Below are 22,834 nucleotides of genomic sequence, written 5' to 3' on the forward strand. Positions count from 1 at the left end.
TACGGGCAGACCGACCAAGGACGGACTGGATTATTTCCGTCACGACATTGGACTGATGAGCGACCCGAAGCTGATTACCGCACGGCGCAAGTACGGCGCGGCGGCGATCGTGGTGTACTTACAACTGCTGGTGATGGCGTACCGCGACAAAGGCTATTATTTAGCCTACGGCGATAGCGACCGTGACGGCGTGATCTGGTCCATTAAAAGCGAAGTATTGTCCGGACGCTATGAGCCGGACGCAGAAAAAATTGCAGAGATGATAGACTGTCTGGCGGCGCACGGGCTTTTCGACGGCGACCTGTTCCAGCAGGGCATTATCACCTCGCACAGAATCCAGGAGCACTACTATTTTGCGACTGCCGGACGAACCAATCCGGAGGTAAAGTGGGAATTGTGGCTTCTGACCGAGCAGGAAATGCGGGAGATCAGCTCTCGCAGTGTTTTGCTGCAAAAATTCATTTCCCGCGAGGGAAACCCCGGTTTCACAAGCGAGAAACCCCAGTTTCCCTCTGACGAAAGTACACATAGTAAAGTAAAAGAAAAAGATAGGAATATAGATAGTAATTCTACTCTACTACACAGTGACGTGGAGGGAATTTTAGGTGAACGGCTGAACAAGGCCAACCGCTCTGCTATCGCCAAGATGAGGTCATTAGGAATGACCGATGAGGTGATAACCGCTACTGCGCATTATGCAGTCGGCCACGCCAAGAGCGACAGCCGCGGTTATGTGCCGTACTTTATGACCGTACTGCGTGAGCGGCTGAAAAACGGCGTGCTGACGGCGGCGGACCTGTCCAGGTCGAAGGAGCAGAGCAGACCAAAGCAGGAGGATTCGAGCGGCTATCTCAGCCCGACGAACATCGGTGGTACTGAGCGGCAGCAGGACGATTCGCAGCTTTCGGACTGGGAGCGGGAATGGAAAAAACGGGTTATGAACCGCAGTAAGGAGAACAGCAATGACGATTAAAGAATATCAGCGCAAGGCCATGCGTACAGTGACGCCGAAGTGCTATAACACGGCAAATGCCGCTCTCGGCCTGACCGGCGAGGCTGGCGAGGTAGCCGATGAAGTCAAGAAGTGTATGTATCAGGGGCATCCGTGGCAGCCGTCCAAGATCATCGAGGAGCTGGGCGACGTGCTGTGGTATGTGACTTTGATGGCTGAACTGATGAACGTGCCGTTGGAGTACATCATGCAGGCAAACATCGAGAAGCTGGAACGGCGGTATCCGGATGGTTTTTCGCCGGCGGCGAGCGTGAATCGGGAGGAGAACAATGGCAAAATGTAAATTCTGCGGACAGGGTGTGCGGGTCGCACCCGTGTTTCATCCGGCCTGCTGGGAGCAGCGGGCGAACAAGGTCGCGGAGGAGTTCTGTGACGAGTATTGCAGATTTCCGCGAGAGATTGAGGACCATGACAGCCTCATCGAGCACTGCTCGGAGTGCGTCATCACGGAGCTGCTGCGGATGGGAGGCAATGAGGTATGATACTGGAACTGACGGGTAAGGACATTCTTGCCCTGACCAACGAGAGCAAGCGCAAGGCCGTCCTGGCCGACTGGCAGAACTGGGGTATCTGGCACAAGGCGCCCGAGATCGGGCTTAACGTGTATCGGCTCGACCTGCCGGACGGCAGCTTTTTCACCGCCAGCTGGTACGAGGGCGACGATTTCTTTCCGGGTGGCGGTACGCATAACGTCAACCGTCCGCGTTTCAATCTCTGCGACAAGGGCGGCAAGCTGAAAGCCGGGAGCAAGGCCGAGAGCCTGCTGACGGACAAGCTCAAAGAGCTGCGGAAGGAGCTGCTGACAAAATGAAAGCGCCTGCTTTTCAAACCGAGGCACAGAAAACTTTCTGCCAGACGTTCCAAAAGCTATGCAGCCATACAAGTGCATGGCAGGTGTGGAGCGACTTCGTACAGCTGACTGCGATTGCGTTGTCAAACCGCTGTGATATGCAGGCAAAGCGCGAAAAGCAGTATAACGAGATCATGCAGCAGTACGACAGAGCGGAACAGAGCGTTTTCGCAGAACTGTTTGCACAAATGGTGACGGCACTGGAAGAGCAGCCGGAACAGGATTTCCTTGGTGATATGTTTATGCGGCTGGAACTTGGCAGTCATTGGCATGGTCAGTTTTTCACTCCGTACAGTGTGTGCAGGCTGCTGTCGTCGGTAACAATCCGAAGTGCTGTCGAACAGGTAGCAGAACACGGATACTGTAAGGTGAACGACTGTGCGTGCGGTGCGGGTGCAACGCTGATCGCGGCGCGAAACAGTCTGCAACACGCGGGCATCGGAACGGATCAGACGTTGTTCGTAGGGCAGGACGTAGACCGCACGGCGGCGCTGATGTGTTACATTCAACTCAGCCTGCTTGGCTGTGCCGGTTATGTAGTGATTGCGGATACACTGTCAAACCCGGCAGTGGGAAAAATCATTCCGTGCCGGAAAGCAGGTCAGGACATCTGGTTCATGCCGGGATTGTATTTGTCAGATGCCTGGTGTGAACGGATACGATGGGAGATGATGATGTGCAACTGACAGAAAAATTGATCGACCGATTGCTGGATGTGTATATACAGTCAGGCAGCGACCTGCAGATTGTCAAGAGTCAGCTGGAGATCATTCTGTATGATTACGATGTCCGCCCAAAGGAAACAGCGATCGTGCCCTATGGCAAAACACGCAATGAGGTGCTGATGAAGCGATTTGCAGTCGCCAAGGCGGTTGCGGGTCGCAGTCCGCGCACGATAGAGGTTTATCTGCAAGCTGTGGGGCTGTTCCTGCGCACAATCCAGAAAAATGCGGACGAGGTGCGCAGCGAGGATATACAGGTGTATATCGCTCAACTGATGACCAAAGGACGAACGAAGACATACTGCAATGACGTTAGACGGTTTCTGTCCAGCTTCTACACCTATTTGACTAAAGAAGAGATTATAACCAGAAATCCGATAGATCGCGTGGAAGCTATTAAGTGCAAGCGCAGAAAAGAGCCGGCGTTTACTGATATGGAAGTTGAGCGAATGCGTGTAGCTTGCAGAACGTCATTTGAAACAGCAATGATCGAAACGCTGCTGTCTACCGGATGCCGCGCCGCAGAGGTGTGTGCAATCCGAAAGGACGACATCAACGGCGATAAAATTACTGTGACTGGTAAAGGCGACAAGGTGCGGACGGTATACCTGAGTGCAAGAGCGCTTGTTGCGATCAATGCATATCTCAATGAACGCAGCGATAACAACGAATATCTGTTTCCGAGGCGCATTTCGAAGCCATCACGCAAGGAGGCTTGGTTTCGGAATCCGGATATGGTCGCAGAGGGGCATTTCTCACGCGAAAGCGTGAATTGCTTGTGTAAGCGCGTTGCTGAAAAGGCGGGTGTTCAGGGCGCTCATGCACACCGTTTTCGCCGGACTTGTGCAACATTTGCTCTGCGGCGCGGTATGCCGATCGAAATGGTTTCCATGATGCTCGGGCATGAAGAACTCTCCACGACACAGATTTACTTGGATGTGCGAGAGAGCGATCTTCAGATCGCACACGAAAAATACGTTTTTTGAGGTGATAACCGTGAAAACCGATGAACTGATTATGGCTTTGCAGAAACTGAAAGTGCAGACCGGCTCTCTGGCCTGCATCGGCTGCAAACACGAGGATACCTGCGGTGTGCATGGCTGTGCCCTGATCCGCGAGGCGGTAACGCAGCTGATCGAGCAGAACGGCTGGGTCAACCCAAAGGAGCGCCTGCCGGAGCGCGGTGTGCCGGTGCTGACGTACAACAAGTGGGGACGTGCAAGAGTGGAAACGCTGCGTACCTGGGACGAGCAGCCGTATTTTGTCGGCGGGCTGAAAGCCGGAACAGATGTACTGTTCTGGCGACCGCTGCCGCAGTTGCCGGAGGTGCAATGATGTACATTCTGAGCGGTGACAAGAAGCAGATCATCAACTCGGACTTCGTGGAGCGCTTTTGCATCTCGGAAAAGCCGGATGCGGCGCTCATTGTCGCAAGCTATGACAAGAACGCCAAGGTAGTAACTGTGGCGCGGTATCGTGATCTGCGGGAAGCGCAAAAGGTGCTAGGCGAACTGCTCTGCGCCGTCGCAGGCGGACAGGCATATTACACCATGCCGGAAAGCCTGCTGTATGCGGAGCAGCGCATCAGCAAAGATGCACGCATCAAGCGGAAAGGCGGCAGCTGATTATGACCGACAGAGAACTGATACTGCTGCACGACCTGCTGGAAGATCTGGAAACGGACGAGGGTGTGTGCTACAAGACCCGCAGCAGCACCTGCGCCACGGCCTGTCCGCTGTGGTACGCCGGTGCCTTTGGTGATAATATCTGTCTGCCGTCTGTGCTCGGTCACAGGGTAACACGGCTAATCCGGAACAAGCAGCTACGTGAACGAGAAAAGGGAGGAGTAACCCATGGCAAAGACTAAGAACAAGCGCCCTGGCAAGCCGCGCGGCATGAACTACGCGGATATGCTGGCGCGCAAGCGCATGATCCGCGAGGCGGTACAGGAGGCGGCAGACGACGCCACCGTACGGCTGCGTACGGACGTGGCAACGCAGAAAGCACTCTGGCTGGCGGTCTGCTCGGTGGCCGATGCCTACGGGTTCGGTCCGGAGCGTATGAAGAAATTCTTCGTGGCATTCCAGGAGAACCATGACGAGATCACGCGCATGGAGAAAGAGGTCGATGCCGACTATGCCTACGAGAAGCTGCGGCTCAAAGCTGAGCGTGTAACCGGTATGAAGATCGAATATCTGTATGAGCATGAAGCACAGGAGAATGAGGCATGAAGAAAAAGAAGATTAAAAATCTGCACGTCCGTGTCAGCGGAGGCGTGAACGTATCGGGATCGCCGTTTCTGGCGCCTAAGATGTTCGACTGCATCATCACCAACGACGAAATCGGCAAGACACTGAGCATCAACGACGGCAATGTGCAGTTCACCATTCCGTTTGAGCCACTCGAACGGTTTTTGAAGTAGGAGGACAAGAATGAAAGCATACAACCCTGCCACCGGCTGGTTCGGCAAGAAGTCCGTGCACACCGTCCGCGTGACACTGATGCAGGAGGACTACATCGGTCATGTAGCCTATGATGTGTATGGAAACTGCACCGGCGCAGACGTGTTGGACGTTGACTATTTCCTCGAAACCGCTGAGAAATTTACCGAGAACGACTGTGAGTTCGAGTGGATCGAGGACTTCTTCTCGGCAACGCTGCGAAATGCCGACGGCGGCAAAATGTCGGTCACCGGCATGGACACCGACTTGCGCCGCCTGATCGTCGGCATGGAGATTGTGGACATTAGGAGGGTGAGCGCATGAAAGCAATCCGTAAAAAGCCCGGCTGTGCGCCGGAGATCATCGAAGTGGAAAATACGCTGAAAGCATTGCAGCGGGAAGTCAGCGGGTACATCGAAACCGTAACGATCGCAAGCGATGAGGTCATTATCTGCAACGAGGAGGGACGTATTCTCGGTCTGCCGGATAACTGCCGCGTGTGTGGCGTGGACTTCGTCGGAACGGTGCTCATCGTCGGCACCAAAGGCGATGAGTTCTGTGACGTGCCGGAGGCCGACTTCCTGATGGACCATCTGAGGGAGGAGCACAAGAATATTGACTAAATACAGCGATAAAGTTCGGCGCTACCTCGTGTGGCGCTACGGTATTACGGACAGGGAGGGGAAACATTGAACAAGCGTGAGGACTGGTGGGAGTACACGAAGCGCATCATCCGTTCGTATCCGGCGCTCGCGCGCAAGGCGGAGAGCGTGGGTGACATGCCCTGCACACCGGCTTACGGCACAGGCGGCGGGCACGGCGGCACGAACAGCAATCCGGTGGAGCGCGCGGTCGTTGACCGGCTGACTGACAAGGAGCAGCGACGGTATGATGCGGTGCGGGCTGCCATCTCGGAAACTGAGCGCATGAAGCACGGCCACCAGCGCATGGAGCTGATCGACCGCGTGTACTGGAAGCGCAGCCATACGCTGTACGGCGCGGCGATGTGTGTCGGAGTAAGCGACAGAACCGGTCAGAGGTGGAACGCTGAGTTTATTCGGCGAGTAGGAAAGAATTTGGATTTACCATAAATATTTTATTTTGGCGGTTCATGCACCTAAAACCATGATATTCTGTTACCATGAAGTTTGCAGGGGTGAAATGCAGACCCTGTGACCTCCTGCTTCATGCCATTGGAGTACATCTCTCTGAAAGAGCACTCTCGTTCGAGGGTGCTTTTTCATATTCGAAAGGAAGAAGCCGTTATGCTGAAAGCCTGTCCGTGGTGCGGACGGATCCACGACAGTCGAGAGGACTGCGGACGTAGACCGCCGAAGAAATACCGGCGCGAAGAAAGCGAGCGCGGACGCAACACGCGAGCATGGAAACGCAAAGCGGAGCAGATTAAAACAGACAGTCACTACCTGTGCGAGAACTGTCTTTCGCAGGGGGTACTCACATGGGATGGACTGGAAGCCCACCATATCATCAAGCTGCGGGAACGCCCTGATCTATTACTGGACGATGATAACCTCGTGTGTTTGTGCGAAAAATGCCACAAAAAAGCAGATGCCGGCGCAATATCCGCTGATTTTTTGCGACAGCTTGCGAAAAAACGAAACAATATCCCCCCGGACACGCAGAATTTTTGAGCGTGAGCGGCTGTACACCAACCGCGGACCTCGGCGTAAAAATAATTCCCAAAATAAGTTTTGCAAAGGAGTGAGGACGAATGAGCCGACCAAGTAAAGCGACTGCTGTGCTGGGCGAAGAAAAGCGTTCGCACCGGACGAAAGCAGAGCTGCGGCAGCGTGCCGCTGCGGAAAATGCCCTCATTACCGGCAAGAAGATGCGGGAGCGTCCGGAGGTCAAAGACAATGAGAAAGCACATAAGGAATGGCAGCGTATCAGGGGTCTGCTCGAAGCTGCCGGAAAGAATGAGGCGCTGTACGAGGCGACGATCAACCGGTACTGTATGCTGCACGCTGAGTGTTTGGACTTTGAGCGCAAGCGGCAGTCGTTTTCCGATCAGCTGGACGAGCTGACCGAGAATACCGAACTGGAAGCTACAGACCGATACAAATATCAGGCACAGATGCAGAAGAACATTCTTGCTGTGGACAAGCAGCTCCAAACCAAGCGCCGCATGATGCTCGACATTGAGAAAGAGTGCGCTATGACCATTTCGGCGGCCATGCGAAGCATCCCTAAAACCACAGCCGAGCCGAAAAATCCGCTGATGGGGATTCTGAACGATGACGATCCTTGACAGTCGCGCCGTGCGCTACGCCCGCTGGTGCGTGCAGCATGATAATCCAAAGGCTCCGCACTACGTTAAGCTACAGGCTGCACAGTGGTTGGACATCGCAGAGGGACGGAACACGGAGGCGCTCATCGATGAGAAGGCATACAAGCGCATTTGCAAGCTGCTGCGGCTGATGATTCATCCGGATCTGAACTGCCCGATGTATGACGGACTGGAGGACTATGCGTGGCTGCTCATCACGGCGGTGTTCTGCACCAAAACAACGGACGGCCGCCGCTACTATGAAACCGCTCTGCTGGAAATTGCCCGCAAGAACTTCAAGACCTTCAACAGTGCGGTCATTTTCATTCTGCTCATGCTGACCGAGCCGGTATTTTCTCGTTTTTTCTCGGTCGCACCGGACCTCAAGCTGTCGAGCGAGCTGAAGATCGCCATTCGGAAGATCATCAAGTCATCGCCTGCGCTGGCAGACGAAAGCGTGTTCAAGGTGCTGCGGAGCGAGATACGCTGCCGCCTGACCGACAGCGAGTATGTACCGCTTGCCTATTCGCAGGACAAGATGGACGGCAAACTGGCGAACGCTTTCCTTGCGGATGAGGCCGGTGCGATGGATGCGTATCCGATCGAGGCCATGCGTTCCTCTCAGATCACGCTGCGTTCCAAGCTGGGCATTATCATTTCCACCCAATACCCGAACGACAACAACGCCATGCTGGACGAGATCGACATCTCAAAAAAGGTACTCGATGGACTGATTTCCGGCAGGCGTTTTTCTCTGCTGTACGAACCGGACACCGAGCTGACCATGCGCGACCGTTGGCAGACAGACGACACCGTAATCTATCAGGCGAATCCGGCAGCTGTCAGCAATCCGAATATCTTTGAGGCGGTGTGCGATATGCGCACCATGGCGATTCTCTACGAAAACAAGCGTGAGAACTTCCTATGCAAGCACTGCAATATCAAGTATAAGGGCCTCGGCGTAGAGGGCTATGTGGATATTGCAAAGGTACGGGAGTGCCGCCGCGAGGAAGACCTCGATTTCTGGCGAGGCAAACCGGTCTATCTCGGGCTTGACCTGTCGCAGACGGACGATAATACCGCCGTTGCGATGGCGACCGCCGAAGACGGTATACTCTACGCAAAAGTGTGGGGGTTTCTTCCTGCGGACCGCAAGCTGTTCAAAACAAAGAAAGAGAATGTGGACTACGACCGGCTGATCCGGCAGGGCGCGTGCTTTGCCTGTGGTGATGAGGTCATCGACTACGGTTTTATCGAGCAGTTCATTCTCGGACTGGAGGAACAGTATGGCGTGCGCGTGATCCAGTGCGGCTATGACCGCTGGAACGCTATCTCGACTGTGCAGAAGCTGGAGGCCTCCGGTATGGAGTGCGTAGAGATCAAGCAGCATTCGAGTGTGCTGCACAGTCCGACCAAGCTGCTGAAAGAGAAAATCCTTGGTCGTCGATTCCGGTACGATGAAAATGCAATGCTGGAGATCAACTTTCAGAACGCACGCTGCACCGAGGACACTAACCTGAATAAATACGTCAACAAGAAGAAATCCTCCGGCAAGGTGGATATGGTGGTCGCTCTGCTGAATGCCACCTACCTGATCGAGCAAGATATGCTGTTCGGCAGCGAGGATTTCATTGCACAGACATAAGGAGGACAAGCAAATGGGACTGCTGAAACGCTTTCGGCGCCAGGAGATTCGCGCCGACCCGGACGAAACCATGTTTGAAGATGCGCTGCTGACCGCACTGCTCGGCAGCGGCAAAGCAACCAAGCAGATGGCTTTACAGGTGCCGACGGTCAGCGGAGGTATCGACCTGATCGCCAACGTGGTAGCCGGTACGCCGGTAAAGCTCTACCGGGAGGAAAACGGCAAAGCGATTGAGGTGCCGAACGACCCTCGGGTGCGCCTGCTGAACGACGAAACCGGCGATACGCTGAACGCGAATGAGTTCTGGCACGCGATGATCCGCGACTATTACACCGGTAAAGGAGGCTATGCCTACATCAACCGCGTGCGCGGAGAAATTCGCAGTCTGCATTATGTAGATGAGAGCCGCGTAGCAGTGAACCGCAATACAGATGCCATCTTCAAGGACTTTGATCTGCTGGTAGATGGCACGGTCTATCGTCCGTTCGACTTTCTCAAGCTGCTGCGCAACACAAAAGACGGTGCGGTCGGTGTACCCATCACCGAGGAAAATGCCAAGCTGATCGAGGTTGCGTATCAGTCGCTGTGCTTTGAGCTGTATCTCGTTAAAAAGGGTGGCAACAAAAAGGGTTTCCTCCAGAGTGAGAAACGCCTCGATAAAGCCTCAATGGACGAACTCAAGCAGGCATTCGCCAATCTGTACAGTAACAGCAGCGACAATGTAGTTATTCTCAACAACGGTATCCACTTTCAGGAGAGCAGCAACACCTCGGTCGAGATGCAGCTTAACGAAAACAAGCAGTCCAACGCAGAGGAGTTTGCGAAGATCTTTCATATCTCTACCGCCGAGATGGGCGGCACGGCCGGCGATACGGCAAGCCTTGCCAAACTGGCGGCAATCCCTCTGATGAAAGTCATCGAGTGTGCGCTCAACCGTGATCTGCTGCTGGAGAAAGAGAAAGGCTCGCTGTACTGGGCGTTCGATACTAAGGAACTGCTCAAGGGCAGCATGAAAGAACGGTTTGATGCCTACAAGACCGCACTTGATGCCAACTTCATGCAGGTGGACGAGGTTCGCTTTGCAGAGGACATGGAACCGCTCGGCCTGACATGGATCAAGCTGGGCTTGCAGGACGTTCTCTACGACCCGAAAACCAATACTATCTACACGCCGAATACCAATCAGATGCAGCACATGACAGAACAAACGCTGCAGGTACCGCAGGAAGGAGGTGAAACGCTATGAAAATCGAAATTCGCGCAGACGGCGCCCATATCTCCGGTTATGTGAATGTTACCGGAAAACGCAGCCGCCCGGTCATTACGCCGCACGGCAAGGTCATCGAGGAGATCGAGCCGCGCGCGTTTGAACAGGCGATCGGCAGAGCGGGCAACATCACGGTAACGGTCGATCACGACAACAGTCATGTGTACGCCAGCACGGACGACGGCACACTCAAGATGTTCGAGGACGACATTGGTCTGCACGCCGACGTGCTTGTGACCGATGAAACGCTCATCGAGCTTGCGAAAAAGGGCAAGGTCAAGGGCTGGAGCTTCGGCATGTACAACGTGCAGGACGATATTGAGCCGCGTGCCGACGACCTGCCGTTGCGAAAGGTCAAATCGCTCGATCTGGACCATTTGACGTTGGTCGTTCGCAAAACGCCGGTGTACTCCGCAACCTCGGTCGAGGTTCGTGCAGACACACAGGTCGAGATTGAAACGCGCACGATTGAAACGCCGCTGCAGGTTGAGCAGATCACCCCGAAATATGACAACACCGCCTATCGCAAGCGTGTGCAGGCGGTCACGAGAAAGGAAGGAACCTAAATGACCAATCTGAAAGCACTGATGGAGCGCCGCGAGGAGCTGCGTCAGAACATGGAAACCCTTGTCAGCACGGCGGATACCGAGTGCCGCGCCATGACCGAGGAAGAAGCCGCACAGTTCGACGCGGCAGAGAACGAGCTGCGCGCCATTGATGCAACCATCGAGCGCGAAGAGCGTACTCGTGGCGTGTCCAATCTGCCTGCACCGACTGCTGCGGAGGAACGTGCTGCCGCAGAGGAGAGCGCCTTTGTCGATTATGTGCTCGGCCGCGCACCCGAACTGCGTGCCGGTGAACAGAATCTGACCATGGCAAACAACGGCGCGATTATTCCGACCAGCATTGCGGACCGCATCGTAACGGCTGTGCGCGACCGCTGCCCGATCCTGTCCGGCGCGACTATCTACCGCGTGAACGGTACTCTCAAGGTGCCGGTATGGGGCAAGGCGAACACCACGCATGACATTGCCGTCGGCTACCAGACCGAGTTTACCGAGCTGACCGCTGATTCCGGTAAGTTTACCTCGGTCGATCTGAACGGCTATCTGGCCGGTGCGCTGACCCTGATCGGCAACAGCGTGGAGAACAACAGCGTGTTCAATGTCACCGACTTCATCATCAACCAGATGGCAGAGGAGATCGCGCTGTTCCTTGAAAAGGAGCTGCTGAATGGCACCTCCGGCAAGGCGACCGGTGCACTCTCTACGCCGACTGCTGTTACTGCGGCATCGGCAACGGCTATCACTGCCGATGAGCTGATCGAGCTGCAGGCACAGGTCAAGCAGGTCTATCAGGCGAATGCCTGCTGGACGATGGCGCCCGAAACCTTTACTTCGCTCAAGAAGCTCAAGGATTCCAACGGCCGTTATCTGCTGCAGGACGATGTAACCGGTGAGTTTCCGTACCGTCTGCTCGGCAAGCCGGTGTATCTGTCCGACAATATGCCGAAGCTGGCGGCAGGTGCAAGCGCTGTACTGTATGGCGATTACAGCGGCCTGTCGGTCAACCTGCGTGAGGATATCTCCATTCAGGTGCTGCGCGAGAAGTATGCCACCCAGCACGCCATCGGCGTTGTGGCATGGTTCGAGTTCGACAGCAAGGTAACGGACAACCAGAAGCTTGCCGTTCTCAAGATGAAAGCCTCCTGAGGAGGGTAACGGCGCATGAAGCTGAGCGAGATCACGCCGGAAACGGCGGCGGCATATATGCGGCTGGAGCCCGGCGAGTATGACGAAGCACTGCTCGCTGTCGTCATGCACGCGGCGCGGGCATATATTGCGGGCTATACCGGAGCCTCGGCGGAGGAGCTGGACGGATACGAGGACGTTTCCGTGGCGTTTCTCGTGCTGTGTCAGGATCTGTACGACAACCGCACGATGTATCCGGATACCCGCTATGCCGCGAACGCGAACCGCGTGGTGAGCAGCATTTTAGATATGCACGCGAGGAACCTGCTATGAATATCAATCCCGGAGAACTGAAGCACCGTATTCAGATCATTCGGCGCAACCGTACCGCCGACGCGGACGGCTACGACACCGTGACGGAAACCGTGGTGCATACCTGCTCGGCTAAGCTGACACAGGTCAGCGGTACTGAGCTGGTACAGGCGAATGCAGATTTTGCACGGACAAAGGTGCGGTTCCTCATTCGGCACACGGCAAAGTCCATTGACCGGAAGATGCTTGTGCGGTACGCCGGAACAGATTACGAGATTGTGTATCTTAACCGTTACGGCGATACGCGAGAGTATATGGAAATCTGGTGCGAACGGCTGACGCAGGAGGGATAGCATGAGCATGAACCATAAAATCCGAGCAGCGGTGCTGCCGGTGGTTTCTGTATGCGTTCCTGACCTGTACACCGGCGAGGAAACGACCTACTGCACGTTTCAGTACACCGAACTGCCGCAGGCGTTCAGCGATGACGCGCCGCAGGCGGCAGTTTATCTCGTGCAGGTGCATTTGTTCGCGCCGCGCGGCGAGAATACGCTGAAAACGCGCCGTCTGCTGCGGAAAGCACTGCTTGCCGCCGATTTTACCGCACCGCAGGTCGAGAATGCCTCGGACAGCACCGGTCAGCACTACATTTTCGAGTGTGAGTACGCAGGAGGCTGGAACGATGGGGATTAGCATGAACGGTTTTGATGAGCTGATCATCGCGTTTGATGAGCTTTCCGAGATGCCGGACAGCGTACTGGACGGTATGCTGGAGGCAGGTGCAAAGGTTGTGGAGCGTGTGACCAGGGAAACCGGCGAAAGCTACGGCGTACATCGTACCGGCGTTACGCTCGGCGCGATCGGACACGATGCACCGCGCAAGACGGCAGACGGCAAGGCTGTGTATATCTATCCGAAAGGCAGCACCGCGAATGGTCCGAACAAGACCAAACGCAATGCCGAGGTCGCTTATATCAACGAATACGGCAAGAAGAACCAGCCGCCGCGCCCGTTCATGCGCGACGGTGCAGAACGTGCCGCCGGAGAGGCGGTACAGCAGGAAGAACAGAAATTCAACGACTATCTAACGTCCAAGGGACTGTAAGGAGGAAAAAACTATGGCACAGTTTGGAGCAAAATGCCCGATGTTCGCTCCGTTCAAGACCGAACCGGCGGCAGCACTGCCAACCTATGACACGGCAGTAACCGTTGGCGCACTGGTCAGCGCAAACCTGACCGTCAACCTCGCCAGCGGCGAGCTGTACGCGGATGATGCGCTCAAAGAGCAGCTTTCTGAGTTTGCTTCCGGTACGGTAGCGCTGGAAACCGATGATATGACCGACGCGGTAGCAAAGGTGATCTACGGTGCGACCGGCGATTCCGGCAGCACGGGGGAGCTGAAGTTCAATAAGGGCGATACTGCGCCGTATGGCGGCTTCGGCTACTATAAGGTGCTCATGCGCGACGGCCAGAAGGTGTACAAGGGCTGTTTCTATCCAAAGGTACGCGCGGCGCTCGGCAACGACAATGCGGCAACCCGTGGCAACAGCATTACCTTTGGCACCACGCCGACCACGTTGACCGTGTTCGCGTGCAATACCGGCGACTGGCGTATTACCAAGGAGTTTACCGGTGACGGCGCCGAGGCGAGTGCGCTTGCATGGCTGAAAGAAAAGCTGGCTGTTGCCGGCGGCTGATAAATGCGAAAAAGGGACTGACGAAACTGCTCAGTCCCTTTCCATTTCGGAGGAAACGATATGAATGAGGTAAAAACGACCGTGTGCGGCACGGAATATCACCTGCTGTTCAACGGTTATGCGATGTTTGCTGCGCAGGATATGTTCGAGAACCGTCAGCTTGGCGAGATTGTACAGGACAATACTGCGGAGGGCTTTATCAATCTGTGCCGCGTGTTCTGCCTGCTTGCAGAACAGGGAGAGCTGGCTCGACGATATGAGGGCTACGACAGGGGCGAAACGCCGGACGAGGAGCGACTGCGTGCTGCGGTCATGCCCTATGATGTGATTGCTATGCGTCAGTCCGTGCTGGAGGCGCTCATGCGCGGCTACAAGCGCGATGTACCGGAGGAGGAAACCGACCTCGGACTGGCTGAACTGCAAAAAAAAAGAACCGCAAAGCGGTCAAAGCAGACTACCTCCGCATCGGAGCCGTGAACGGTCTGGGTGTGAAGGAAACACTGCTGCTGCCGGTCGGCGTGGTGTTCGACCTGCTGGAAAGCTACGCCAGAGCGCACCGCCCACCCAAGCAAGACATATAAAAACACCGCCCATGACGGACGGTGCTTAGTCGTTTTCTATGATCTTACGGGCTTCATACAGGGTGATACCCTGCTGCTGCGCCAGATCAGCAATGGCAAGGTCACGCGCGCGACGGCGCTTTTTGCGGCGGTTTTCACGGATAACGTAACCGACACCACAGGCAAAGCCGATCACAGCCGCGATACCGACCGGAAGATAGATAAAAACAGCACCCATGAAAACCCCTCCTTCATGCTTTCAATATAGCACAGAAGCAAGGGAAAAGCAACGCTTTTGGAGTGAAAAACAATGGCAACACGAAAAATCAGCACGCGGCTTGCCATCGAGGGCGAAAGCGCCTACAAGCAGGCAATCCGCGACTGCAACAATGAAATAAAGACCATGCGCTCCGAGCTGACGCTGGTGCAGAGCAGATATCAGACAAACGCGAACAGCGTAGAAGCGCTGAAAGCCAAGTATCTGGCGTTCGGGCAGGCGCTGGAGGCACAGAAAAACAAGGTCGAAACGCTGAAGCAGGCACTGGCGAACGCCCAGAGCGCCCAGCAGAGCCACGCTTCCGCGACGGAGGAATATCGCGCAAGACTGACCGCCGCACAGCAGGAGCTTGACCGGCTGAAAAACAGCACCGGTGATACGGCAGAGGAGCAGGAAAAGCTCCAGAACGAGATAACGGAACTGAGCGCTGCGCTAGAAACCTCCGAGGCAAAGGAACAGGCTGCGGCACGCGGTGTCAGCGAGTGGCAGCGGCAGCTCAACTATGCCGAGAGCGACCTCAATGACCTCAGCGCCGAAGTGCAGCGCAACAAGCAGTATCTGGACGAGGCGGAGCACAGCTACCGCGATACCGCGCACAGTATTGACGAGTTTGGCAACCAGACCAAGGGCACAGCGAATGCCATTGACACGCTGGCATCTTCTTTGGCTGCGGCAGGTGTTGCCGGAGGTCTGCGGATGATTGCCGAGGGGCTGAAAAGCTGCGTTGCGGCATCGGTCGAGTTTGAAAGCGCCATCACTGGTGTGTTCAAAACGGTTGACGGCACAGACGCACAGCTTTCCGCGATTTCGGACGGCATCCGACAGATGGCAACGGAAATTCCGGCCACTACGACCGAGATATCCGCCGTTGCGGAATCCGCCGGTCAGCTCGGCATTGCGACCGATGATGTGCTGTCGTTTACGCGGACGATGATCGACCTCGGCAACAGTACCAATCTGACCGCCGATGAAGCCGCAAGCGCCTTTGCTAAGTTTGCCAACATCACCGGCACCGCCTCCGAGGACTACGGACGGCTCGGCTCGACCGTTGTCGCGCTCGGCAACAACTTCGCTACTACCGAGGCGGATATTGTGGCGATGTCTACTCGCCTTGCCTCGGCAGGTACGCTTGCCGGACTGAGCGAAAGCGAGATCATGGCGCTTGCCACGGCGATGAGCTCGGTCGGTATTGAAGCCGAGGCAGGCGGCACGGCAATGACGCAGACGCTTTCCGCCATCGAGAGCGCCGCCGCAAAGGGCGGTGACAGCCTGCAGCAGTTTGCCGATGTGGCCGGCGTGTCCGCAACCGAGTTTGCCAAGCTGTGGAGTACCAGCCCGATTACAGCAATCCAGAAGTTTATCGCCGGTCTGGGACAGCTGGACGAAAAGGGCGAAAGCGCCGTGCTGGTGCTGGACGAGATGGGACTTTCCGGCGTGCGGCAAAGCAATATGCTCAAAAGCCTTGCGCTGGCAAGCGATACGCTGAGCGGCGCGGTCGCGCTGTCCTCGCAGGCGTGGTCGGAGAACACCGCACTCAGCGAAGAAGCCGGAAAACGCTATGCAACGACCGAAAGCCGAATCGAGATGTGCAAAAACGCAGCTGTCGGCTTGCAGGCGGCGATCGGTGATGCGCTGACACCGGCACTCGGCAATCTTGCGGACGCAGGGACCGAGGGCTTTGTCTGGGCGGCGCAGTTCATCGAGCAGAATCCGGCGCTCGTGCAGGCGTTCACCGCTGCGGCTGTGGCGATGGGCGTGGTAACGGCAAGCGTGACCGCCTATACGGTAGGCGTCAAGGCGGCAGAGATCGCAACGACCGCATTCAACGCCATTCTGGATGCAAATCCGATGTATCTGGTCGGCACAGCTGCAGTTGCCGCCATCGCGGCGTTTGCTACGCTGGCACTGACGGTCGATGATGATACCGAATCGTTCTCTGATATGACCGAGGCGGCACGCAGTGCAAAGGAGGCTGTTGCGGAAAGTCAGACCGCCACGGCAGATGCAGCTGCTACGGCTGCGGCCAGTGCCGAAACCGCCTCCGGTTACGTTGCCCGTCTGCGGGAATTGCAGGAGCAGGGCAACGCGACAAGCGAAAGCCAGGCGGAAATGAGCGTGCTGGTCGGCAAGCTGAACGCACTGTATCCGGACCTCAATCTCACTATTGACGAGAATACTGGTTCTTTGAGCGAGAACACGGAAAAACTGCTCGAGAACATCGAAGCCCAGAAACAGGCTGCCATCGACACTGCATTTGATGAGCGCAAGACTGAGCTGCTACAGCAGCAGGCTGATGTTGAGGTGGAACTGGCGACCAATCGTGCGGCGCTCAATGACCTGCGAGAGCAGGAAAACGCGCTGACCGAGGAGAACAACTCTCTGAATGAGCGGAACGCTGAGATTTATGACGAACTGGCGGCCCTCGGCGATGATGACCTCGCACGCCGTGCCGAACTGGAAAGCGAGTTGTACAGCAACAACGAGGCTATCAACGCCAATGCCGAAGCTGCCGCCGAGCTGCGCGATCAGCAGCAGACGGTGAACGATGCCGTTGATGAGGGTGCCGAAGCCAGCGGCGAACTGTCGGACGAGCTTGACCGGCTGACCGAGGCTATGGAGCAGAACGCAGAAGCCTCTCCGGAGCTCGCGGAGGCAACTGCCGAACTGCCGGAGGAGCTGCAAAAGGCTGCGGCCTCGGCCGAGCAGGCATACGACGCCTATGTGCAGCTTTACAACGAAACGGCAGCCAAGGCGGTCGAAAGCATTGAGAGTCAGATCGGTCAGTGGGAGAAGATGGACAACACGACCAAAACTTCCGCATCGACCGTACAGGCCGCTCTGCAAAGTCAAGTCACCTATATGCAGAACTATGCGGCCAATATGCAGAGCCTGCAGAACCGCAATATCGAGGGCATCGAGCAGCTGGCGGCTGCACTGGCTGACGGATCGACCGAAAGCGCTGCTATTCTGGCCGGTCTTGCCGGTGCGACAGACGCGGAGATCGCACAGATCGTCAAATCGATGGGCGAAGTGTCTGCCGGTAAGGATGCCATGGCAGATGCCATGGCGGGCGCCGATACCGAGGTACAGGCTGCAATGAACAAGGCAGTACAGGCCGCTAATAAGCGCGACGAGATGTACAGAGCCGGTTCGGATTCTGCGCAGGGCCTTATTAACGGCTTGAATTCCAAGGTAAGAGAAGCCTCGGCGGCAGGCAGCCGCGCTGCGGCGGCTTACATGGCAGCATACAAGGCCGGGATGGATCAGCATTCACCGTCCCGTGCGATGTACCGTGCCGGTCAGGATACTGTACAAGGCCTGATCCTCGGTCTGGCGGCCAAGAGTGCAATGGTCACCTTGCAGGCGCGCAAGGTCGCGCAGCAGATGCGTGAAACCTTTACCGGCAGCAACAAGACAATGTTCACTGCCGGTGAGGCGCAGATCGATGCGCTGATCGACGGTTTCAAGTCGCAGGAAACCGAACTGAAAAAACAGGCAGAGCAGGCGAAAAAGCTGCTCACCGAGCAGTTCAAGGATAATGACGAGGCAAAAGAGCTTATCGACGACTACATGGACTACTATGTGGATTCCATCGAGAGCACGACCAAGACCGCAGAGAATTTCGCCAAGCAGACGCAGAATGCGCTTGATGAAATTGAGGATGCCTGGGACGAAGCGGCAAAGAAGCAGGAAAGCATGGTCAAACGCCTGTCGGATTACGGTGACCTGTTCCAAGAGAAGGACGGACGGTATCAGGTTGAGGATCTGAATAAACAGATCGATGCGCTCAACCGTTATGAAGAGGTCCTGACCCGTTTGCGGGACGAGCGCGGCATTTCGGATGATTTGCTCGACGAGATCGCTTCCATGAATATAGACGATGCCATCGGCTACGGTGAGAAGCTGCTGGCGATGAGCGATGACAAGTTTGAGGATTATGTTACTGCGTGGGAAACCAAACAGCAGCGTGCACTGGAAATTGCTCAGAAATTCTATCAGTCCGAGTTTCAGGCGCTTAGCGAGGCTTACGGTGATACGCTTACGCAGGGCCTTGAGGAACTGAACAATATCGGCTATGGCAGCGGTAAGGAATTTGCACAGTACCTGATGGATGGCATGAAGTCGCAGGAGAGTGCGATCATGGCGCAGGCACGGCGCATCGCCAGCGAGGTCAGAGCGACCATTGATGCCGCACTCAGCTTCAGCGGCTCTTCTTCTAAATCCTCGTCTAAGAAAAACGGCTCTCATGCCGCCGGTCTGGATTATGTGCCGTTTGACGGCTATATTGCCGAACTGCACAAGGGCGAGCGCGTGCTGACCGCATCGGAAACGCAGGCGTATATGGATGCGAACACACCGTCCGGCTTTACGCTGCCGCAGGCTCGGCAGCTTGCAGAACAGCAGACCGCTGCTCTTGTAAACGCTATCGGCACACTGACTGCCGGTGCAGCGGTGCCGCAGCAGGACGGACCGGCAACCATCATCCTGCAGACAGGAGAGGGCATGGAAATCGCCCGCTGGCTGCTGCCGAGTATCCGAGCCGCTGCAAAACAATCTCCGGAAGTGGAGCGTGATTTCTGATGACACAATTAAGTATCAACGGCATTGACCTGCCAGAAACCAAAAACGGCAAGTACAAGTGTTATGAGCAGGAGCTGGGCGAGAGCATCCGCATGATCTCCGGTCGGCTTGTGACCGAGGTAAGGTCAAGCGTGCACGTGATCGAGTATTCCTATGACTACATGGGAAACGACCTCATGCGCCGCCTGCTGACGGCGCTGCGTTCGCGCAGCGACATCTCGGTGCAGTTCCTCGATCCGCTTTCGGACAGTATGCAGAGCGCCTCGTTTCGCTGCACCAAGCAGCCTACACCGCAGTTTGCTTTTTCACGGGACGGTGTAGGACTATGGAATAACATCGCATTTACACTGGAAGAAGTGGAGGGAAGCTGATGCAGCAGGTAAGTAATGCGTATGCGCAGGCCATCACAGCCGGTTATCGGCGTATACTGCCGCGTGCGCTCATCGACATCACCGACCCTGATCTGGTTTATGATCCGGTTACAAGTTCGGGACAGTCGTGGGTATCTGTATCACAAGAGTTGTGCAACAAGGTGTTCGACACGCCCACGCTATACGCCAGTCTGGAAAGCGAACGCTGGACGCTGGATGGCTCTCGTGCGCTGCATCCGGGTATGCCGAATATCACAGGTGAAAACGGCTTTGTCGGTGCCGTGCTTAGTCAGGACGACAAGACTTTCGCCGTGAGACCGTGGGTGCAGCTGAATGTGCATAACCTCGGCATCATGCAGGCGTGCTCGGTATATTTTTCGCAAAACGAATGTGACGGCCTCGGTACGGACTTTACGATCGAGGTCATGAGCGGCGATACCGTCGGTTATCGGGAAACGGTTACCGGTAACACAGATGCCAGCGTTTACTTCGAGGGTTTTACCGTGCATGATGTTACTGCAATCCGCGTGACCTTTGCAAAATGGAGCCTGCCGCACCGGTTTGTCCGTATGGTTGAGATCGTACCGGGCATATATGAAAGCTGGGATGCGGATACGTTGTACTCTATCGACGTTATGCAGGAGATTGCCTTTAACTGCATGAAAACGCCCTACGGCACTTGCAGCTTGCAGGTTCACAACAAGAAGAAGCGCTTCAATCCGTACAACCGTTCCGGTCTGTTTCAGTCCATCGAGGAACGGCAGGGAATCCAGGTGTCCATGGGTGTGGAAACTGCGAGCGGCGCGGAGTATCTGCCGTTGGGCGTGTATTATCAGCAGTCCGGAGGCTGGGAAACCGACGCTTACGGTCTGACGATCGAGTTCAAGCTGGTAGATATTATCGGTCTGTTGTCTGACCGTGACTATAATGTTCCGACAACGCTGCCGACAACACTGTCTGGTTGGATTGCGTCGATGGTGGCGCTGCTCGGCGAGAATTTCACAAACTGTTGGGCTGTGGATGAGCCGCTTGGACAGATCGCGCTCACGGTGAACAGCGCAGATGAACTGAAAGACATGAACTGCGGCAGCTTGCTGCGGTATTTGTGCATGGCGGCGCAGGCCGCATTCCGCGCCGATGCAGTGACCGGTAAACTGCGAGTGTTCCTGCCCGAGGGAACGGACGGTGTGACAATCGGTGCAGATAACATGAACAGCTATCCGAAAAACCAGCCGGAGGACAGTATTGCACAGATCAAGTTCCGATTGGCTGATGAAGACAATACCGAGTATACCGTAAATGGCACACTGGCTGCTGCGGATAAGTCGCTCTCAATCAGCAATCCGTTCATTCACACCACGGCGCAGGCTGATGCTGCTGCGCAGTATATTCTCTCGTGGTACGGCCGCACGCAGTTCACTGTGTATGGCCGCGGTGATATGCGCTGTGAGCTGGGCGACGTTGACAGCGTGTGGACAGGCTTTAATGAAAATGCTTCCGGGCGGCGCTTCAAGCAGCAGTTCAAGATTGAGAACGGCGTAATGAAGAATGTACCATCCTACTTGCTGGAGGTGACGGACAATGCCGGATAAACTGATCTATGATCGAACCGCTGCGGATGTTGCCCGCGTAAATGAGCTGATGCGCAAGGTGCGTGCAGGTTCAGCGACTGACGCAGAACGCGAGGAATGGCTCGGCGGCGGGATGAAAGGCGCGTGGAATGCCTCTGACCTGAACCGGATCAATGACTGGCTTGCCTATCTAACGGATTTTCTGGAAGCACAGGGTTATTCAGCAGCCGTTTTTCTGCGGCACACTCCGTGGACAAAAGCTGATTTCCCAACGCGGAACGATATTGACCGAATCCGTCGCAACGTAGAGGCGCTGCAAAATTGTTTCTTCGCTCTGCCGGACTGGCGCGAAATTGTGTACAACGGTACGATGAATTTTGACCAGGCGAATGTGTTGGAGTGGGATCTCGGGCGTATCGAAATCTGGCTGCAGGAACTTGTGAAAGCAGCGAGTATCCGACAGGCCAATACATTGTTTATGCAGGCAGGAGGTGTGTTTAATGCGTGATAGATTGCCGGAACTGGGTAAGGCAAATCGTATTAGAATTACGATGGACGATGGGCAGGCCATCGAGGGCGTGCTCTCTTATGCAGATAATGCCAGTCAGGATGGCAGTGTTTATAGTAAGGGAAATGTACTGCCGGATGCAGTGTGTGTTGCGCTTGGTCTGAATACGGATACAGCGGAACCGAAAGATGCTTTTGAAATGCTTGCTGCACTCGCTGTAAGCGGCGGCGGCTCCGGTGACGTTGGTGAGCTGGAGGACACCGCCTTTGAGGTCGGCAGCTTTGTCAATTCTGGTGCAGGCTGGAATACGTTTAAGTTTAGGGAGACGTTCGACGATGCACCGCAGGTCGTCTGCCAGGCAGAGGACTTCGATGGCATCGTGCAGGTGAAAAGCATCACGGCGGACGGGTTTCTGTACTGTCTGCGGACGCTTTCCACCGGAAGCTACTACACCGGCGGCTCGACCGGATCGACGCCGTCGCATAGCGCGAACACGCTCGTCAACGGAAGTACAACCACAGCCACAGCGGTGAAAATTCGCTACATGGCTATTGAATACGGAGGTGAACGGTAAAATGTTAGGCGTGAATCAGCTTGACTTTATCAACTATTGCAATGCCCTGAAAGGCAACTACCGCAAGGGCGTACACAAGATGGAAACGCTGCTCGAAAATCCAACCCACGCGAAAGAGTTTGCGAACAATCTCGGCGGTGTGTCCGTCGTGCTGGGTACGCCGGTAGGCAAGGAAGACCGCAACAGTGAAACGCTGCGCTCCATGCTGCTGGCCAGCGACGTGGCGAACGATGCCGTCTACACATGGATGGGACAGTTCTATGAGTTCAGTTCGTGGGACGATCTGCTGAGCGACGCAAGCCGCTGCAACGAAATTATGAACGATCCGCTGAAAAGTCGCGCTGTGTCCGGCAGCGGTGTCGCGGTCGGTAAGATGGTTGCCACCATCGCCGGACTGTCCTGCTCGGCGTATGCGGATATGTCCGCCGTCGCTGCATCTTCGACCGCTATGGCGGCGGTAATTAACAA

The 22,834-nt window shown here is 55.7% G+C and carries 33 protein-coding genes; 32 read left to right on the forward strand and 1 reads right to left on the reverse strand.

Annotated elements, in window-relative coordinates; all coding sequences use genetic code 11:
* Nucleotides 1–25 precede the first annotated feature (25 nt).
* The 26 genes from PGY33_RS07575 (at nucleotide 26) to PGY33_RS07700 (ending at nucleotide 14,401) form a co-directional block, all read left to right on the forward strand.
* Nucleotides 26–973, forward strand: coding sequence for a DUF4373 domain-containing protein (locus tag PGY33_RS07575; protein ID WP_270478022.1), 948 nt, complete (start codon nucleotides 26–28; stop codon nucleotides 971–973).
* Nucleotides 963–1,295, forward strand: a complete 333-nt coding sequence (locus PGY33_RS07580) for a nucleoside triphosphate pyrophosphohydrolase family protein (RefSeq protein ID WP_270477957.1) — start codon at nucleotides 963–965, stop codon at nucleotides 1,293–1,295. The genes PGY33_RS07575 and PGY33_RS07580 overlap by 11 nt, the downstream gene beginning before the upstream one ends.
* Nucleotides 1,282–1,494 (forward strand): hypothetical protein, encoded by a 213-nt coding sequence (locus PGY33_RS07585; protein WP_270477958.1) that lies wholly within the window; start codon nucleotides 1,282–1,284, stop codon nucleotides 1,492–1,494. Before PGY33_RS07580 ends, PGY33_RS07585 begins: the two co-directional genes overlap by 14 nt.
* Nucleotides 1,491–1,823 (forward strand): hypothetical protein, encoded by a 333-nt coding sequence (locus PGY33_RS07590; protein WP_270477960.1) that lies wholly within the window; start codon nucleotides 1,491–1,493, stop codon nucleotides 1,821–1,823. The genes PGY33_RS07585 and PGY33_RS07590 overlap by 4 nt, the downstream gene beginning before the upstream one ends.
* The gene (locus PGY33_RS07595; RefSeq protein WP_270477962.1) at nucleotides 1,820–2,548 is read left to right on the forward strand and encodes an N-6 DNA methylase; all 729 of its coding nucleotides are present in this window, start codon (nucleotides 1,820–1,822) and stop codon (nucleotides 2,546–2,548) included. The genes PGY33_RS07590 and PGY33_RS07595 overlap by 4 nt, the downstream gene beginning before the upstream one ends.
* Nucleotides 2,539–3,570 carry a tyrosine-type recombinase/integrase gene (locus PGY33_RS07600; protein WP_270477964.1) on the forward strand — a complete coding sequence of 344 codons (1,032 nt, stop codon included), beginning with the start codon at nucleotides 2,539–2,541 and terminating at the stop codon, nucleotides 3,568–3,570. The genes PGY33_RS07595 and PGY33_RS07600 overlap by 10 nt, the downstream gene beginning before the upstream one ends.
* Before the next feature lie 10 nt (nucleotides 3,571–3,580).
* A complete protein-coding gene (locus PGY33_RS07605) occupies nucleotides 3,581–3,919 on the forward strand; it encodes a hypothetical protein (protein ID WP_270477966.1) in 339 nt (112 codons plus the stop codon).
* The gene (locus PGY33_RS07610; protein WP_270477968.1) at nucleotides 3,916–4,209 is read left to right on the forward strand and encodes a hypothetical protein; all 294 of its coding nucleotides are present in this window, start codon (nucleotides 3,916–3,918) and stop codon (nucleotides 4,207–4,209) included. Before PGY33_RS07605 ends, PGY33_RS07610 begins: the two co-directional genes overlap by 4 nt.
* A gap of 2 nt (nucleotides 4,210–4,211) precedes the next feature.
* Nucleotides 4,212–4,451: a hypothetical protein gene (locus tag PGY33_RS07615; protein ID WP_270477970.1), complete on the forward strand. Its 240-nt coding sequence runs from the start codon at nucleotides 4,212–4,214 to the stop codon at nucleotides 4,449–4,451.
* Nucleotides 4,438–4,815 carry a hypothetical protein gene (locus tag PGY33_RS07620; RefSeq protein WP_270477971.1) on the forward strand — a complete coding sequence of 126 codons (378 nt, stop codon included), beginning with the start codon at nucleotides 4,438–4,440 and terminating at the stop codon, nucleotides 4,813–4,815. The genes PGY33_RS07615 and PGY33_RS07620 overlap by 14 nt, the downstream gene beginning before the upstream one ends.
* Nucleotides 4,812–5,006, forward strand: a complete 195-nt coding sequence (locus PGY33_RS07625) for a hypothetical protein (RefSeq protein WP_270477973.1) — start codon at nucleotides 4,812–4,814, stop codon at nucleotides 5,004–5,006. The genes PGY33_RS07620 and PGY33_RS07625 overlap by 4 nt, the downstream gene beginning before the upstream one ends.
* A gap of 10 nt (nucleotides 5,007–5,016) precedes the next feature.
* Nucleotides 5,017–5,349 carry a DUF5406 family protein gene (locus PGY33_RS07630; protein ID WP_270477974.1) on the forward strand — a complete coding sequence of 111 codons (333 nt, stop codon included), beginning with the start codon at nucleotides 5,017–5,019 and terminating at the stop codon, nucleotides 5,347–5,349.
* Nucleotides 5,346–5,648: a DUF3846 domain-containing protein gene (locus PGY33_RS07635; RefSeq protein ID WP_270477976.1), complete on the forward strand. Its 303-nt coding sequence runs from the start codon at nucleotides 5,346–5,348 to the stop codon at nucleotides 5,646–5,648. The genes PGY33_RS07630 and PGY33_RS07635 overlap by 4 nt, the downstream gene beginning before the upstream one ends.
* Nucleotides 5,649–5,714: 66 nt before the next feature.
* A complete protein-coding gene (locus PGY33_RS07640; RefSeq protein WP_270477978.1) occupies nucleotides 5,715–6,116 on the forward strand; it encodes a hypothetical protein in 402 nt (133 codons plus the stop codon).
* Between the two features lie 174 nt (nucleotides 6,117–6,290).
* Nucleotides 6,291–6,677: an HNH endonuclease gene (locus tag PGY33_RS07645; RefSeq protein WP_270477979.1), complete on the forward strand. Its 387-nt coding sequence runs from the start codon at nucleotides 6,291–6,293 to the stop codon at nucleotides 6,675–6,677.
* A gap of 80 nt (nucleotides 6,678–6,757) precedes the next feature.
* A complete protein-coding gene (locus tag PGY33_RS07650) occupies nucleotides 6,758–7,294 on the forward strand; it encodes a P27 family phage terminase small subunit (protein ID WP_270477981.1) in 537 nt (178 codons plus the stop codon).
* Nucleotides 7,281–8,957: a terminase TerL endonuclease subunit gene (locus PGY33_RS07655; protein ID WP_270477983.1), complete on the forward strand. Its 1,677-nt coding sequence runs from the start codon at nucleotides 7,281–7,283 to the stop codon at nucleotides 8,955–8,957. The genes PGY33_RS07650 and PGY33_RS07655 overlap by 14 nt, the downstream gene beginning before the upstream one ends.
* 13 nt (nucleotides 8,958–8,970) lie before the next feature.
* Nucleotides 8,971–10,203, forward strand: coding sequence for a phage portal protein (locus PGY33_RS07660; RefSeq protein WP_270477985.1), 1,233 nt, complete (start codon nucleotides 8,971–8,973; stop codon nucleotides 10,201–10,203).
* On the forward strand, nucleotides 10,200–10,790 hold the full coding sequence (locus PGY33_RS07665; RefSeq protein ID WP_270477987.1) for an HK97 family phage prohead protease: 591 nt from the start codon (nucleotides 10,200–10,202) through the stop codon (nucleotides 10,788–10,790). Before PGY33_RS07660 ends, PGY33_RS07665 begins: the two co-directional genes overlap by 4 nt.
* Complete coding sequence (locus tag PGY33_RS07670; protein WP_270477989.1) at nucleotides 10,791–11,936, forward strand: phage major capsid protein; 1,146 nt, start codon at nucleotides 10,791–10,793, stop codon at nucleotides 11,934–11,936.
* Between the two features lie 15 nt (nucleotides 11,937–11,951).
* On the forward strand, nucleotides 11,952–12,248 hold the full coding sequence (locus PGY33_RS07675; protein ID WP_270477991.1) for a head-tail connector protein: 297 nt from the start codon (nucleotides 11,952–11,954) through the stop codon (nucleotides 12,246–12,248).
* Nucleotides 12,245–12,580, forward strand: a complete 336-nt coding sequence (locus PGY33_RS07680; RefSeq protein ID WP_270477993.1) for a phage head closure protein — start codon at nucleotides 12,245–12,247, stop codon at nucleotides 12,578–12,580. The genes PGY33_RS07675 and PGY33_RS07680 overlap by 4 nt, the downstream gene beginning before the upstream one ends.
* 1 nt (nucleotide 12,581) lies before the next feature.
* Nucleotides 12,582–12,920, forward strand: a complete 339-nt coding sequence (locus PGY33_RS07685) for a hypothetical protein (protein WP_270477994.1) — start codon at nucleotides 12,582–12,584, stop codon at nucleotides 12,918–12,920.
* Nucleotides 12,910–13,332, forward strand: a complete 423-nt coding sequence (locus PGY33_RS07690) for a hypothetical protein (protein ID WP_270477996.1) — start codon at nucleotides 12,910–12,912, stop codon at nucleotides 13,330–13,332. The genes PGY33_RS07685 and PGY33_RS07690 overlap by 11 nt, the downstream gene beginning before the upstream one ends.
* Nucleotides 13,333–13,345: 13 nt before the next feature.
* Complete coding sequence (locus PGY33_RS07695) at nucleotides 13,346–13,924, forward strand: hypothetical protein (RefSeq protein ID WP_195387559.1); 579 nt, start codon at nucleotides 13,346–13,348, stop codon at nucleotides 13,922–13,924.
* A 60-nt stretch (nucleotides 13,925–13,984) separates the two neighbouring features.
* Nucleotides 13,985–14,401 carry a hypothetical protein gene (locus PGY33_RS07700; RefSeq protein ID WP_270477998.1) on the forward strand — a complete coding sequence of 139 codons (417 nt, stop codon included), beginning with the start codon at nucleotides 13,985–13,987 and terminating at the stop codon, nucleotides 14,399–14,401.
* Between the two features lie 129 nt (nucleotides 14,402–14,530).
* On the opposite strand, the gene PGY33_RS07705 is transcribed toward PGY33_RS07700, so the two are convergent.
* On the reverse strand, nucleotides 14,531–14,722 hold the full coding sequence (locus PGY33_RS07705; RefSeq protein ID WP_270478001.1) for a hypothetical protein: 192 nt from the start codon (nucleotides 14,720–14,722) through the stop codon (nucleotides 14,531–14,533).
* A 72-nt stretch (nucleotides 14,723–14,794) separates the two neighbouring features.
* Between PGY33_RS07705 and PGY33_RS07710 the strand changes: the two genes are divergently transcribed.
* From PGY33_RS07710 to PGY33_RS07735, 6 genes are all read left to right on the forward strand, one after another.
* The gene (locus tag PGY33_RS07710) at nucleotides 14,795–19,342 is read left to right on the forward strand and encodes a phage tail tape measure protein (RefSeq protein ID WP_270478003.1); all 4,548 of its coding nucleotides are present in this window, start codon (nucleotides 14,795–14,797) and stop codon (nucleotides 19,340–19,342) included.
* Nucleotides 19,342–19,713, forward strand: coding sequence for a hypothetical protein (locus PGY33_RS07715; protein WP_270478004.1), 372 nt, complete (start codon nucleotides 19,342–19,344; stop codon nucleotides 19,711–19,713). The genes PGY33_RS07710 and PGY33_RS07715 overlap by 1 nt, the downstream gene beginning before the upstream one ends.
* Complete coding sequence (locus PGY33_RS07720) at nucleotides 19,713–21,305, forward strand: hypothetical protein (RefSeq protein ID WP_270478006.1); 1,593 nt, start codon at nucleotides 19,713–19,715, stop codon at nucleotides 21,303–21,305. Before PGY33_RS07715 ends, PGY33_RS07720 begins: the two co-directional genes overlap by 1 nt.
* Nucleotides 21,295–21,792 carry a hypothetical protein gene (locus tag PGY33_RS07725; protein WP_270478008.1) on the forward strand — a complete coding sequence of 166 codons (498 nt, stop codon included), beginning with the start codon at nucleotides 21,295–21,297 and terminating at the stop codon, nucleotides 21,790–21,792. The genes PGY33_RS07720 and PGY33_RS07725 overlap by 11 nt, the downstream gene beginning before the upstream one ends.
* A complete protein-coding gene (locus PGY33_RS07730; RefSeq protein WP_270478013.1) occupies nucleotides 21,785–22,366 on the forward strand; it encodes a hypothetical protein in 582 nt (193 codons plus the stop codon). Before PGY33_RS07725 ends, PGY33_RS07730 begins: the two co-directional genes overlap by 8 nt.
* Before the next feature lies 1 nt (nucleotide 22,367).
* Nucleotides 22,368–22,834 (forward strand): hypothetical protein (locus PGY33_RS07735; protein ID WP_270478015.1); only part of this gene is annotated, 467 nt, incomplete at its 3' end.

It is taken from the genome of Butyricicoccus sp. AF18-9LB (assembly GCF_027684505.1).
Lineage (GTDB): Bacteria > Bacillota > Clostridia > Oscillospirales > Butyricicoccaceae > Agathobaculum > Agathobaculum butyriciproducens.

Excerpts from the sequence above, each read along its gene's own strand:
- PGY33_RS07580 (WP_270477957.1), top strand. The coding sequence starts at position 963 with ATGACGATTAAAGAATATCAGCGCAAGGCCATGCGTACAGTGACGCCG.
- PGY33_RS07585 (WP_270477958.1), top strand. The coding sequence starts at position 1,282 with ATGGCAAAATGTAAATTCTGCGGACAGGGTGTGCGGGTCGCACCCGTG.
- PGY33_RS07590 (WP_270477960.1), top strand. The coding sequence starts at position 1,491 with ATGATACTGGAACTGACGGGTAAGGACATTCTTGCCCTGACCAACGAG.
- PGY33_RS07595 (WP_270477962.1), top strand. The coding sequence starts at position 1,820 with ATGAAAGCGCCTGCTTTTCAAACCGAGGCACAGAAAACTTTCTGCCAG.
- PGY33_RS07610 (WP_270477968.1), top strand. The coding sequence starts at position 3,916 with ATGATGTACATTCTGAGCGGTGACAAGAAGCAGATCATCAACTCGGAC.
- PGY33_RS07615 (WP_270477970.1), top strand. The coding sequence starts at position 4,212 with ATGACCGACAGAGAACTGATACTGCTGCACGACCTGCTGGAAGATCTG.
- PGY33_RS07620 (WP_270477971.1), top strand. The coding sequence starts at position 4,438 with ATGGCAAAGACTAAGAACAAGCGCCCTGGCAAGCCGCGCGGCATGAAC.
- PGY33_RS07625 (WP_270477973.1), top strand. The coding sequence starts at position 4,812 with ATGAAGAAAAAGAAGATTAAAAATCTGCACGTCCGTGTCAGCGGAGGC.
- PGY33_RS07630 (WP_270477974.1), top strand. The coding sequence starts at position 5,017 with ATGAAAGCATACAACCCTGCCACCGGCTGGTTCGGCAAGAAGTCCGTG.
- PGY33_RS07635 (WP_270477976.1), top strand. The coding sequence starts at position 5,346 with ATGAAAGCAATCCGTAAAAAGCCCGGCTGTGCGCCGGAGATCATCGAA.
- PGY33_RS07645 (WP_270477979.1), top strand. The coding sequence starts at position 6,291 with ATGCTGAAAGCCTGTCCGTGGTGCGGACGGATCCACGACAGTCGAGAG.
- PGY33_RS07650 (WP_270477981.1), top strand. The coding sequence starts at position 6,758 with ATGAGCCGACCAAGTAAAGCGACTGCTGTGCTGGGCGAAGAAAAGCGT.
- PGY33_RS07655 (WP_270477983.1), top strand. The coding sequence starts at position 7,281 with ATGACGATCCTTGACAGTCGCGCCGTGCGCTACGCCCGCTGGTGCGTG.
- PGY33_RS07660 (WP_270477985.1), top strand. The coding sequence starts at position 8,971 with ATGGGACTGCTGAAACGCTTTCGGCGCCAGGAGATTCGCGCCGACCCG.
- PGY33_RS07665 (WP_270477987.1), top strand. The coding sequence starts at position 10,200 with ATGAAAATCGAAATTCGCGCAGACGGCGCCCATATCTCCGGTTATGTG.
- PGY33_RS07670 (WP_270477989.1), top strand. The coding sequence starts at position 10,791 with ATGACCAATCTGAAAGCACTGATGGAGCGCCGCGAGGAGCTGCGTCAG.
- PGY33_RS07675 (WP_270477991.1), top strand. The coding sequence starts at position 11,952 with ATGAAGCTGAGCGAGATCACGCCGGAAACGGCGGCGGCATATATGCGG.
- PGY33_RS07680 (WP_270477993.1), top strand. The coding sequence starts at position 12,245 with ATGAATATCAATCCCGGAGAACTGAAGCACCGTATTCAGATCATTCGG.
- PGY33_RS07685 (WP_270477994.1), top strand. The coding sequence starts at position 12,582 with ATGAGCATGAACCATAAAATCCGAGCAGCGGTGCTGCCGGTGGTTTCT.
- PGY33_RS07690 (WP_270477996.1), top strand. The coding sequence starts at position 12,910 with ATGGGGATTAGCATGAACGGTTTTGATGAGCTGATCATCGCGTTTGAT.
- PGY33_RS07695 (WP_195387559.1), top strand. The coding sequence starts at position 13,346 with ATGGCACAGTTTGGAGCAAAATGCCCGATGTTCGCTCCGTTCAAGACC.
- PGY33_RS07700 (WP_270477998.1), top strand. The coding sequence starts at position 13,985 with ATGAATGAGGTAAAAACGACCGTGTGCGGCACGGAATATCACCTGCTG.
- PGY33_RS07705 (WP_270478001.1), bottom strand. The coding sequence starts at position 14,722 with ATGGGTGCTGTTTTTATCTATCTTCCGGTCGGTATCGCGGCTGTGATC.
- PGY33_RS07710 (WP_270478003.1), top strand. The coding sequence starts at position 14,795 with ATGGCAACACGAAAAATCAGCACGCGGCTTGCCATCGAGGGCGAAAGC.
- PGY33_RS07715 (WP_270478004.1), top strand. The coding sequence starts at position 19,342 with ATGACACAATTAAGTATCAACGGCATTGACCTGCCAGAAACCAAAAAC.
- PGY33_RS07720 (WP_270478006.1), top strand. The coding sequence starts at position 19,713 with ATGCAGCAGGTAAGTAATGCGTATGCGCAGGCCATCACAGCCGGTTAT.
- PGY33_RS07725 (WP_270478008.1), top strand. The coding sequence starts at position 21,295 with ATGCCGGATAAACTGATCTATGATCGAACCGCTGCGGATGTTGCCCGC.
- PGY33_RS07730 (WP_270478013.1), top strand. The coding sequence starts at position 21,785 with ATGCGTGATAGATTGCCGGAACTGGGTAAGGCAAATCGTATTAGAATT.